Genomic DNA, 12347 nt, shown 5'->3' with positions numbered 1-12347 from the left:
TGTAAAAGGCATTGGCTTTTTTAGTGATGGGTGTATAATAACATGATTGCCCTTTTAATTATTAATAAAAAAGATATTTTATTAATTTATTGTTGGCTTTTATCAGTCAGTACGCTATAATAACTTATATGTTTGCAAAAAAGGAGTCGAAATGGAGAAGGTTATTTTAAAAGTAGAAGGCTCGCAGACCGATGCATTAGGGGAAACGACAAACATAAAATTTATGTCAGAAGGGCAGTACTACTATAAAGATGGTACCGGGTACGTTTTATATAATGAAATGGACTCACGTGGAATGGAAGGTACTAAGACACTTTTGAAAATTGCCGATAATACGGTGCGGCTTGTACGAAAAGGAAAAGTGGCACATGAACAGTTTTTTTCATATGGAGAAAAAAGTGATAGTAATTATCGTACACCGTTTGGCGATATAAAGATTACTGTATATACAAAGAAACTAGCGATTGACAAGGGCTTGATTTCTAGCAGTATACATATAATTTATGACATGTCAATTGATGATGCATGGCAAAGTAATAATGAATTGCACGTAGAAATTACTGCAGCCGATAAAACAAGTGAGTATTTAAATTAATGGGGAGGATTGTTTTTTGAATATCCAAAAGCTGATAATAGAAGCAATAAAAGAAGCGGTACAAAAAAATATTGATGCAAAAATTTTCCCGCAGGCACAGATTCCTGATATAGTACTAGAAGTGCCGCCGCAAAAAGACTATGGTGACTTTGCCACTAATTTTGCAATGCAGTCAGCACGTGTATTTCACATGGCTCCGAGAAAGATTGCTGAAGAATTGATAAAACAAATAGAGTCTGAATATCTTGTTAAAGCAGAGATAGCAGGCCCGGGTTTTATCAATTTTTATTTGAAGGCAGAAGTTGTTCACAATCAGCTAAAAGATGTTATCGATAAAGGGTTATCTTATGGAAATCTGCCAGCTAAAGAACATGCCAGAATACAGGTTGAATATGTGAGTGCTAACCCCACAGGACCATTGCATGTTGGACATGGTCGTGGTGCAGCATTTGGCAGTGCACTGGTTAACTTACTGCGGGCAGCAGGGTATGATGTACAAAGCGAATATTATATCAATGATGCTGGTAACCAGGTAGATAATCTTGCAGCCTCGGTTAACGCCAGATATCTTGAGCTTTTGGGAAAAGATACTGAATTCCCGGAAAATGGCTATCATGGACATGATATTATTGATACGGCACAGCGTATTATTGATAAAGAAAATGATAAATATTTATCAATGGATAATGATGAACGTTTAGCAATATTTAAGGAATTGGCTTTAAAAGAAAAACTGGCAGCATTAAAAGAAGATTTAGCAGCTTTTAATGTTCATTTTGATAAATGGTTTAGTGAACGTACGCTGCATCCTGCAGCGGTTGAGGATGCATGCGCAGTACTTATGAAAAATGGTGCTATGTATGAAAAAGATGGTGCAAAATGGCTTAAATCAACTGAATATGGTGATGATAAGGATCGTGTGGTAATTCGTGATAATGGTGTACCGACATATCTCGCTGCTGACATTGCCTACCATAAAAACAAATATGAACGAGGCTTTGATAAACTTATAAATATTTGGGGTGCGGATCACCATGGTTATATTTGTCGTGTAAAAGCGTCAATGAAAGCTTTGGGCTTTGATGCTGATAAGCTGGATGTGCTTTTGTTACAGATGGTAAGCTTATATCGCAATGGTGAGCTTGTTAAGATGTCAAAACGAACCGGTCAAAGTGTAACTTTATCGGAACTCATTGAAGAAGTGGGTAGCGATGCAGCCAGATATTTCTTTATAATGCGCTCATTGGACAGCCAGCTTGATTTTGATCTTGATTTAGCTAAATCGGAATCCAGTGAAAATCCAGTTTACTATGTCCAATATGCACATGCCCGTATTTGCAGTATATTCCGCCAAGCTAAAGAAGCCGGAATTACTGTAGATGAAAATACTGATTATAGTTTGCTTACAGATGAAGCAGAACAAGCACTGATGAAAAAGATATTGTCATATACCGATGAAATAAATTCAGCGGCCAGAGATTATGCCCCGCATCGCATTGCTAATTATGCCCATGATTTAGCCGCTGATTTTCATAGTTTTTATAATAAATGCCGCATTATCGGGGTGGATATGCCGCTGGCACAAGCACGTTTAGGCTTGGCCGCTGCTGCTAAAAATACTATAAACCATGCCCTTAATATACTCGGTGTGAATTCACCGGAAAAAATGTAAAAGATAATTGAGAGGAAAGATACTTAATGGATTTCACCAACAAACCAGAAGTGGACGTAGCTTACTATATTTTGTCTGAGCTGGGCGATACAATGTTTTACAAAGATTTGATTATGCAGGTAATAGAGAAGAAAAATAAACCAATACAGTCTTTATCGACAGCTATATCAGAAATATATACACTTATAAATATGGACAGCCGTTTTCGTCATGCTGGTAATGGTATGTGGCAGCTTTCTGAGTGGATTACACAGGAATAATAAATATAAGATTTAAATAAAAATAATATAGATTAATTATTGTATAATGGAGGAAGAAATGGCAAAGTATATTTTTGTTACGGGCGGAGTGGTATCGTCATTAGGGAAAGGAATAACAGCAGCTTCATTGGGACGCTTGTTAAAAAGCCGCGGTATAAAAGTTACTATTCAAAAATTTGACCCGTATATTAATATTGACCCAGGTACAATGAGCCCTTATCAGCATGGTGAGGTTTTTGTAACTGATGATGGGGCTGAAACGGATTTGGATCTTGGCCATTATGAACGTTTTATTGATATTAGTTTATCCAAGGCGTCTAATATTACAACAGGTAAAATTTATTGGTCAGTGCTAAATAAAGAACGTCGTGGTGATTATTTAGGCAGTACTGTACAGGTTATTCCACATATTACCAATGAAATAAAACAGCGTGTTTATGATGTAGCCGCTGCTGATGGTGCCGATGTAGTAATAACTGAAATCGGTGGAACAGTTGGTGATATTGAAAGTCAGCCATTTCTTGAAGCAATTCGTCAGGTAAAAAAAGAAGTTGGTAAAAATGATGCATTATATATTCATGTAACATTGGTTCCATATATTTCAGCTGCTGGTGAACTTAAAACAAAACCGACCCAGCATAGTGTAAAAGAACTAAGAAGTATTGGTATTCAGCCGGATATTCTTGTATGCAGATCGGAAAAAGAAATATCAGCTGATATGAAAAAGAAATTAGCATTATTTTGTGATGTTGATGTTGAGGCTGTTATTGAAAATAAAACTGCTTCAACAATTTATGAAGTACCGCTTATCATGCAAAAAGAAGGACTTGATAAGATTGTACTGCAGAAAATGAACATGGATTATAGTCCAGCCAATATGGAAGAATGGGAACGCATGGTCTATAAAATAAAAAATCCTAAACAGCGTATTAAAATCGCGGTAGTTGGTAAGTATGTGGAATTGCCGGATGCTTATATTTCTGTTACTGAGGCCTTGCATCATGCCGGTATATCGAATGAAACCGATGTTAAAATTACATGGGTTAATGCTGAAAAAATCGAAAATAATGAAGTAGAATTGGATGAAGCTTTTGCAGGCTGCAGGGGAATTCTTGTGCCGGGAGGATTTGGCGATCGTGGTGTAGAAGGTAAGATAACGGCAATTCGTTATGCCCGTGAACATAAAATTCCGTTTTTAGGACTTTGCCTGGGGATGCAGTGCTCTGTTATTGAATATGCGCGTAATGTATGCGGTATGGAAAATGCCCATAGTACAGAGTTTAATAAAGAAACACCATATCCGGTAATAGACTTGATGCAGTCACAGCTTAATGTGGAGGATAAAGGCGGTACTATGCGCTTAGGAGCATATCCATGCAAATTAACTGAAGGCAGTCATGCTGCAACAGCTTATGGACAGGCACAGATAGAAGAACGTCATCGTCATCGTTATGAATTTAACAATAAATTCCGTCAGATTCTGCAGGATAAAGGCATGGTTATTGCCGGCACCTTACCAGACGATAGTTTGGTAGAAATTGTCGAAGTTAAGGATCATCCTTGGTTTGTAGCGTCACAATTCCATCCAGAATTAAAATCACGTCCTAACAGACCACATCCATTATTCCGTGATTTCGTTAATGCGGCATTAAAATATGGAAATTAAATAAAATTACTGCCACCTGCTGCTGCGGGTGGCTTTTTGTTTTACATAGAAAAAACCACAGCTTATTGCGGCTATGGTTTTAATAAATGGATTTTATAATATATTTTTATTGATAATAAAGGTGCTGCTTAATTCATAAAATAATTTAAGTCCATAAAAAATAATAACAATGCCGCAGGCTAGATTTATTCTGGCAAAAATAGTACGGCTTATTTTGTGCTTGAAAGTGGAAACAAGAAAAGATAACCCAATAAACCAAATGAATGAGGCGCTGATGATACCACTGAGAAAAAGGATGGCTTGATTGTTATTGAAAATAGCATGAAAAGCTCCTAACATAATCGTACCGTCAACAATGGCCTGGGGATTGCACCAGGTGACAACACACGACTTATAGATAGTTTGCGTAAATGAGAGTGGAACAGTGTCAGTATTCGTATTTAGTGCAGGGTGCTGTATTAATTTATAGCCGATATAAATGAGTAAAATACTGCCTAGGCTAAGCATGATTAATTTTAGGGCGGAAAAATAATCTATCATGGTACCAATGCCAAAAAAACACGACAGGGATAACGTTATATCAAAAAAAATAACTATTAATGCCGAAATTATGGCACGGTGGCGATTGTGATTTATGGCAGTATTTATTACATATAAATTTTGCATACCGATGGGAGCTAGATAAGCCAGCCCGATAAGTAACCCTTCAAGAAAATAATACATAGTGTTCCTTTCCAACCAAAAACAGGTTAATATTTAATTTATAGCAATATTATAGTATAATTAAACTTATAAATATCCAACCAAAAAAATATTTAAAACCAACCAAAGGAAATACAATGAACAGTAAAAATAAACTTGATTTACCGGTGAGCTGGAAAGCTAAGGAATACACGATTAAGCCATTATATCAGCAGATTGTGGATTTCGTTTGTCAAAAAATTGCCTGTGGTGAATGGAGTATAGGGACAAAATTGCCACCGCAGCGCAAATTAGCCGAAATTTTTGGCGTCAATAGAAGTACGGTGGTTACGGCTATGGAGGAGCTGGCTTCGTATGGAATTATTAAGAGCTATGGTCGTTTAGGCACGAAGGTTGAGGCTAACACGTGGTCGGTAATGCTAACCTCATCATTGGATTGGGGGAAATATATAAATTCAGGTGCTTTTAAGGCTAATAATCATATTATCCAGGAAATAAACCGCTTAGAATTTAAACCTAATATATTGCGGTTGGGAACAGGAGAAATTGCGCCTGACTTATTTCCTTATAAAATGTGGGATAAAGTTTTGAGTAAAATCAGTAAAAAACATATTAAATTTGGTTATTTGGAAACGTTAGGCTCCATACAATTACGACAGGCATTGGCAGATCATTTGCATAAGCAAGGAATGAAAAATATAACAGCAGATAATATATTAATAACATCAGGATCACTGCAGGGGTTGCAATTGATATCGGTGGGGCTTATGCAGGAAAAAGCCGCTGTTTATATGGAAATGCCGACGTACCTAAAATCGTTGGAAGTATTCCAGTCGGCCGGGATGAAACTGCAAGGGATAGGCCTTGATAAGCAGGGGATTAAATATTGGCAGATACCATCAACTGTTAAAGATATTAATGAGAAAAAATTTCCGATATTATATACGATACCAACCAATCACAATCCAACAGGAATTAATATGTCCTTGTCACGCAGACAGGAATTGATAAAATTTTGTCAGGAACGGCAATTGCCGATTATAGAGGATGCTGCCTATCAGGAACTGAATTTTAAAAAAGTAATGCTGCCGTCACTAAAATCATTAGACAGAAATGATTTAGTAATATATTTAGGAACAGCATCTAAAACACTGGCACCGGGTCTTAGGGTGGGCTGGCTGGTAGCAACGGAAGCTATTGTGCAGCGACTGGGTGATATAAAAATGCAGATGGATTATGGAACCAGTTCGATTTCACAATTAATTTTGGCAGAATTTATTAACAGTGGTTTATATGAAAAACATTTATCAAATTTATGCGTCGAGCTGCAAAAACGCTGTAATAATGCCTTAGCGTTCATAAAAAAATTATTTGGTGATATTGCCGTATGGAATAAACCACAGGGGGGCTTTTATATATGGCTGACCTTTAATAAATATATTCCAATTGAAAAATTGTTTTTTATGGCGGTACAAAATAATATTTTGATAGCACCGGGAGATGTTTATGATTTTAAGCCCAATAACTCCTTGCGTATATCATATGCCTATCTTAACTGTGAGGAATTTGGCATTGCGATAACAAAATTGGCAAAAATAATAATGAAACTACTGTAAAATAAATACGCCTGTATAAATTGGATTTAACACTAATTTATACAGGCGTATTTTCTATTAATAGTTATCAAGTTTGGTAATTAAAATTTTGTCAATACGAGTTCTATCCATATCAACAACTTCAAATTTTAGATTCTGCCAGATTTTGTATTCGGCGGTTTTTGGAATATAGCCAAAATATGAGGTTAAAAAGCCGCCAATGGTTTTATAGTGACCACGTTCTTCGCCGGGTAGCTCCTCAATGTCAAATTTTTCCTTAAAGTCATCGATATCATATAATCCGTCAATATACCAAGAAGTTTCAGTACGCTGAATTATTTGTACAGCTTCCTTTTCTTCAACAGATGAAATATCACCAATTATTTCTTCAACGATATCTTTTAAGGTTATTAAACCGACAACACCACCATATTCATCTACAACAACAGCTTCGTGGATATTGTTGTCGCGAAATTTTTCCAGGACGCGAAATGTTTCCATGGAACGGGGGACAAAGATGGGCTTCTTTACAAATTTAGCCAAATCACATAAATCATTGGATAATGCAGCGTTTAATATATCCTTGGTGTAGATGATTCCTAAAAGATTATCTAAATCATCGCGGCCAATTAAAAAAAGTTCATGAGGGTTTTTTCGGATGACATTAAGATTGGTTATTAAATCATCTTCAATATCAAGCCAAATTATTTGGGTACGTGGTGTCATTAAGGAGTAGGCTGTCTGATCGCTCATATGGAAAATGCTGTCAACCATATCCTGCTCGGCTTTTTCAAATGTTCCTTCTTCTGTACCACGTTCTATGAGATCTTTTACTTCGTCTTCAGTAACGGAATCGTTATCGGGGGGGTTAGAACCGGTTATCATTAGAATAAAATTTACAGCATAGGATAAAAAAATGATTGGCGGCTGTATAACTTTATTAAAAATAACTAGAAAAGATAAATTGTGTATGATATAAAATTCTGGTTTTATCTGTGCTATCTTTTTGGGCAAATGATTAGCAAACAATATATCTATAAATAAAGTGATGATGGCACCAAGCAAAAAGGCCAGTTCATAAGAATAGGTGAATTTTATGGGCAATTTTTCCATTAGGTAATAGAAATAGGGGATGGTTGCAAAAAACGTTATTATACCAATGAAAAAATTTAGACAGATGGTACAAATGGAAAAACCTGTCAGTAAATTATCGGTTTCGTCAATGATGACAGCAGCTTTTTCTAAGCGTATATCATTGTTGTTAAGATTTTTTTCTAACTGACTCTTATGCGATTCGACAAGAGCTGTGCGCAGTAGGATAAAAAAACTATTGATAAAAAATATAATAATCAGTAAAATAAAAAATAAATCGGTCTCGGGAACGTCCACGAGAAAGTCACATCCTTATAAGTAAAGTTTTTTTTATTATAGCATAAATAGTGGTTTATTATCAGATAGTGGTTATAATATTTTTGTCATTGTAAGAAAAATTAATAATTACTGTACTTGGAGTGATAGGGCCGGAAAAATGGGGAAAAGTAAATATAGTATAAAATTTTTAATATGATTTTTTTAATTTAAGTATTGACATTTATTTTGTATAGTGTATAATAATATCCGTTGCTGTGGTTGATAGCAAACAAGCGGGAATAGCTCAGTGGTAGAGCACCACCTTGCCAAGGTGGGGGTCGCGAGTTCGAGCCTCGTTTCCCGCTCCATAATATGCGGAAGTAGCTCAGTGGTAGAGCACCACCTTGCCAAGGTGGGGGTCGCGAGTTCGAGCCTCGTTTTCCGCTCCATAATATGCGGGAGTAGCTCAGTGGTAGAGCACCACCTTGCCAAGGTGGGGGTCGCGAGTTCGAGCCTCGTTTCCCGCTCCATATCTGCGGAAGTAGCTCAGTGGTAGAGCACCACCTTGCCAAGGTGGGGGTCGCGAGTTCGAGCCTCGTTTTCCGCTCCAGAATATAATCCCGGCTATATGCCGGGTTTTTTTGTTTTATATATAAAACAAAATTATTTATGGGATAAATAAATAGTACTATTTTTACAGATATAAAAGTATGATGACAGCTAGTCCGTTACAGCATGTAAAGGCTTGTATTTGCAAAGGGTTTATGTTATTATGCTTATAGTATATTAGGTGTACTGCGGCCTTCATTCCCAATGGGTCGTTTTACATTATAATTTTAGGAGGTTATTTTATAAAATGAAAGTCAGTACAGAAAAAGCAGACAGCCAGAAATTGGTTCTAACTATAGAAATGCCGGCAGATGAACTTGCCAAGGCTGTAACAGCTGCTTGCAAGCAGTTAGGTAATCGTGTTAATATCCCAGGATTTAGAAAAGGTCATGCACCTAAGCATATTCTTGTTCAAAATATTGGTATGCAGACTATTTTGGATGAAGCTTTTGAAATTCTTGCACCTAAAGCTTTTGATGAAGCTTTAGCTCAGGAAAAAGTTGAACCAGTAGATCGTCCGCAAATTGAAATTGTTACTTTAGAAGAAGGTAAAGATGTAGTATTTAAAGCTACAGTTACAGCAAAACCTGAAGTTACTTTGGGTGATTATAAAGGTCTTACGATTGAAATGCCAAAAGCTGAAGTAAGCGATGAAGAAATTGATGAACAAATCAAAAATATGCGTGGACATCATGCTAAAATGGTAGATGCTGCTGAAGATGCTGTTGTTGCAAATGACAATTTTGTAACTTTAGATTTCTTAGGTACTGTTGATGGTGAAGCTTTTGAAGGCGGCGAAGGTAAAGATTATCCGCTTCAGATTGGTTCCGGCCATTTTATTGCTGGATTTGAAGAACAACTTATTGGCTCTAAAGTTGGTGAAGAAAAAGATGTATCTGTAAAATTCCCTGAAGAATATCATGAAAAATCTTTAGCTGGCAAAGATGCAATGTTCCATTGCAAAATAAAGGCTATTAAAATACAGGAACTTCCTGAATTAAATGATGAATTCGTAAAAAGTTCTACTTCTTATGAAACAGTAGAAGATTTAAAGAAAAATTTACGTGAGAATATGATAAAATCTGCACAATCACGTGCTGAAGGCGAATTAAGAAACAATGCTATGAAAGCAGCAGCTGATAATGCAGCTGTAGAAATACCTGATGTCATGATTGATAATCGTGTAAACAGCATGCTTAATGAATTAAATGCCAGCCTTGAACAACATGGCATGAAAATGGAACAATATCTTCAATACAGCAACACTGATATGGCTAAACTTCGTGATTCATATCGTGAGACAGCACAACAGGCTGTTAAGACTGATCTTGTTTTAGAAACTATCGCAGCAGCTGAAGGCGTTAAAGTAGAAGATAAAGAAGTTGATACTGAAATTGCTTTAATGGCAGCACGTTATGGCAGCACTGCCAAAGAAGTTAAAAAGATTATAACTAAAAATGGTTATATTGCTAGCCTTTACGATACAATTCGTCGTCAAAAAGCTGCACAGTTTATTGTAGACAATTTAGCAAAATAGTTGTATAATTCTCCGAAAAGGGAGGAGTGAGTCGTTATGAATTATGTACCAATGGTCGTTGAACAGTCAGGCAGAGCAGAACGTGCATATGATATTTATTCACGCTTACTAAAAGATCGTATAATTTTTCTTGGTGGTCCTATTGATGATAATGTTGCTAATGTAGTAATAGCACAATTGTTGTTTTTAGAATCGGAAGATCCTGATAAAGACATACATTTATATATAAACAGCCCTGGCGGTGTTGTTACTGCAGGACTTGCTATTTATGATACTATGCAGTACATAAAGCCAGATGTATCCACTATATGTATGGGACAGGCAGCTAGTATGGGTTCGCTGCTGCTGACAGCTGGAGCTGCCGGTAAACGCTTCGCATTGCCTTATTCCCGTATAATGATACATCAGCCACTGGGTGGTGCGCAGGGACAGTCTACTGATGTTCAGATACAGGCGAAAGAATTATTGCGGGCCAGAAAAATTTTGAATGAAATCCTAATGCGTCATACCGGTCAAAAGGAAGAAAAAATCGAACTTGATACCGAACGCGATAATTTTATGTCTGCGGCTGAAGCTAAGGCTTATGGGCTTATCGATGATGTTATAATCAGACCAGAAGATGCTGATAAAGCCAAGAAATCGGACAATAAATAAGAGCTTCGTCTTATTTCCAAGGAAGAGGTGATAAAAATGTTAAAATTCGGTGACGAAAAAGGCCAACTCAAATGTTCGTTCTGTGGTAAACCACAAACACAGGTTCGAAAGCTCGTAGCAGGACCTGGTGTATACATTTGCGATGAATGTATTGAATTGTGCAATGAAATAATAGAAGAAGAGTTAACTGACGGAATCGAAGTGGAACTTAAAGATATACCCAAACCCAAGGAGATAAAAGTTATACTTGACCAATACATTATTGGCCAGGAAGAAGCCAAAAAGACCTTGTCTGTAGCGGTTTATAATCATTATAAACGAATAAATGCAGGGTTAAAGCATAATGATATCGAATTACAAAAATCTAATATTCTTATGCTGGGACCTACTGGTTCAGGAAAAACCTTATTGGCGCAGACTATGGCACGGATAATTAATGTCCCTTTTGCTATTGCTGATGCTACATCGTTGACTGAAGCCGGCTATGTTGGAGAAGATGTGGAAAATATCTTACTCAAACTTATACAAGCAGCAGATTATGATATAGAAAAAGCAGAAAAAGGCATAATATATATTGATGAAATCGATAAAATTGCCCGTAAATCAGAAAATCCATCAATAACACGTGATGTTTCTGGTGAAGGAGTACAGCAGGCATTATTAAAGATTTTAGAAGGAACCGTTGCCAATGTGCCACCACAAGGCGGCAGAAAACATCCACATCAGGAATTAATACAAATTGACACGACTAATATATTATTTATTTGCGGTGGAGCTTTTGATGGTTTGGAAAAAATCATTGAAAATCGTCGCGGTGAAAAAAATATGGGATTTGGTGCTGAGGTAAAGAGTCATAAGGTCTATAATACCGGGGAAGCTTTTCACCATGTTTTGCCGGAAGACTTTTTGAAAAATGGCTTGATTCCAGAGTTTATTGGTCGTTTGCCAATTGTAGTAACACTTGATGCCTTAGATGAAGAGGCTTTAATAGATATTTTAGTGAAACCCAAAAATGCACTAGTAAAACAGTATAAGAAAATGCTGGAAATGGATAGTGTTAATTTGGAATTTGACAAGGAAGCATTAAGGTCAATAGCGAAGGATGCTATGAAGCGAAAAACTGGGGCACGTGGCTTACGTTCAATAATTGAAAAAATAATGCGCAATGTTATGTTTGAGATACCTTCGACAAAAGGTGTTACTGCTTGTCGTATTACCAAAGAGGTTGTGGAAGAGGGTATAGATCCTTTGTTGACTTATGGTAACAAGAAGAAGCAGCCTGCGAAAAAAGCAATAACAAGTGAAGAATCAGCATAAATATTATTGCCGTTAGTAATCTTAAACTAGATGTTTCTGGTAGTATATAATTGACAAGAACCGTGAGACACACGGGGTTAGCTCGCTTAGGCTTATAACGATAGTTATATCGAACGAGAACCCCCCACTTTAAATGATAAAACCTTAAGTGTTGGGAATATGTCACAGAGTTGTTATATCTATAGGGCTGAAAAAGTAGGAGTACTTTATTAGCTGCTTGGCAATGATGGTTCCTTATAAAGGAATTATCTGCAAAATATAGATATAGCAGCTCTTTTTATTATATTGAAATTTTGCAGGCAGGGAATTTAATACTTTTTAATGAATTAACTATAATAATAGTTTAAAGATATTTAATGATTCTTTCTAATGTATAAATACCAATTGAGT

General features: G+C 36.5%; 10 protein-coding genes and 4 tRNA genes. 12 read left to right on the top strand and 2 right to left on the bottom strand.

The window, feature by feature from the left end:
• Positions 1-151: 151 nt before the first annotated feature.
• Genes HNR32_RS04795 through pyrG form a run of 4 tightly spaced genes read left to right on the top strand, consistent with a single transcriptional unit; the run spans position 152 to position 4193 of the window.
• Positions 152-595 (top strand): YwiB family protein, encoded by a 444-nt coding sequence (locus HNR32_RS04795; RefSeq protein WP_183860221.1) that lies wholly within the window; start codon positions 152-154, stop codon positions 593-595.
• Positions 596-611: 16 nt separating this feature from the next.
• Positions 612-2267: an arginine--tRNA ligase gene (gene argS, locus HNR32_RS04790; protein WP_183860219.1), complete on the top strand. Its 1656-nt coding sequence runs from the start codon at positions 612-614 to the stop codon at positions 2265-2267.
• 26 nt (positions 2268-2293) lie between these two features.
• The gene (gene rpoE, locus HNR32_RS04785; RefSeq protein WP_183860217.1) at positions 2294-2527 is read left to right on the top strand and encodes a DNA-directed RNA polymerase subunit delta; all 234 of its coding nucleotides are present in this window, start codon (positions 2294-2296) and stop codon (positions 2525-2527) included.
• Between the two features lie 58 nt (positions 2528-2585).
• Positions 2586-4193 carry a CTP synthase gene (gene pyrG, locus HNR32_RS04780; protein ID WP_183860215.1) on the top strand — a complete coding sequence of 536 codons (1608 nt, stop codon included), beginning with the start codon at positions 2586-2588 and terminating at the stop codon, positions 4191-4193.
• A gap of 93 nt (positions 4194-4286) precedes the next feature.
• Here pyrG and HNR32_RS04775 read toward each other — a convergent pair whose 3' ends face one another.
• Positions 4287-4916, bottom strand: a complete 630-nt coding sequence (locus tag HNR32_RS04775; protein ID WP_183860213.1) for a LysE/ArgO family amino acid transporter — start codon at positions 4914-4916, stop codon at positions 4287-4289.
• A gap of 116 nt (positions 4917-5032) precedes the next feature.
• On the opposite strand from HNR32_RS04775, the gene HNR32_RS04770 reads away from it, so the two are divergent.
• Positions 5033-6511, top strand: a complete 1479-nt coding sequence (locus HNR32_RS04770; RefSeq protein ID WP_183860211.1) for an aminotransferase-like domain-containing protein — start codon at positions 5033-5035, stop codon at positions 6509-6511.
• Positions 6512-6568: 57 nt separating this feature from the next.
• Here the strand turns inward: HNR32_RS04770 and HNR32_RS04765 are convergent, their stop codons facing one another.
• Positions 6569-7879, bottom strand: coding sequence for a hemolysin family protein (locus HNR32_RS04765; protein ID WP_183860209.1), 1311 nt, complete (start codon positions 7877-7879; stop codon positions 6569-6571).
• Between the two features lie 254 nt (positions 7880-8133).
• Here HNR32_RS04765 and HNR32_RS04760 point away from each other — a divergent pair.
• The 7 genes from HNR32_RS04760 (at position 8134) to clpX (ending at position 11957) form a co-directional block, all read left to right on the top strand.
• Positions 8134-8208 (top strand) — tRNA-Gly (locus HNR32_RS04760).
• A gap of 6 nt (positions 8209-8214) precedes the next feature.
• Positions 8215-8289, top strand: a tRNA-Gly gene (locus HNR32_RS04755).
• 6 nt (positions 8290-8295) lie between these two features.
• A tRNA-Gly gene (locus HNR32_RS04750) sits at positions 8296-8370 on the top strand.
• A gap of 5 nt (positions 8371-8375) precedes the next feature.
• Positions 8376-8450 (top strand) — tRNA-Gly (locus HNR32_RS04745).
• Positions 8451-8696: 246 nt separating this feature from the next.
• The gene (gene tig, locus HNR32_RS04740) at positions 8697-9986 is read left to right on the top strand and encodes a trigger factor (protein ID WP_183860207.1); all 1290 of its coding nucleotides are present in this window, start codon (positions 8697-8699) and stop codon (positions 9984-9986) included.
• Positions 9987-10022: 36 nt separating this feature from the next.
• Complete coding sequence (gene clpP, locus HNR32_RS04735) at positions 10023-10640, top strand: ATP-dependent Clp endopeptidase proteolytic subunit ClpP (RefSeq protein ID WP_183860205.1); 618 nt, start codon at positions 10023-10025, stop codon at positions 10638-10640.
• A 36-nt stretch (positions 10641-10676) separates the two neighbouring features.
• Positions 10677-11957, top strand: coding sequence for an ATP-dependent Clp protease ATP-binding subunit ClpX (gene clpX / locus HNR32_RS04730; protein ID WP_183860203.1), 1281 nt, complete (start codon positions 10677-10679; stop codon positions 11955-11957).
• Positions 11958-12347 lie beyond the last annotated feature (390 nt).

The organism is Pectinatus brassicae (assembly GCF_014201835.1).
Classification (GTDB): Bacteria; Bacillota; Negativicutes; order Selenomonadales; family Selenomonadaceae; genus Pectinatus; species Pectinatus brassicae.
Note: the sequence above shows the minus strand (reverse complement) of the source record. Positions and strands in the feature narration are given on the sequence as shown.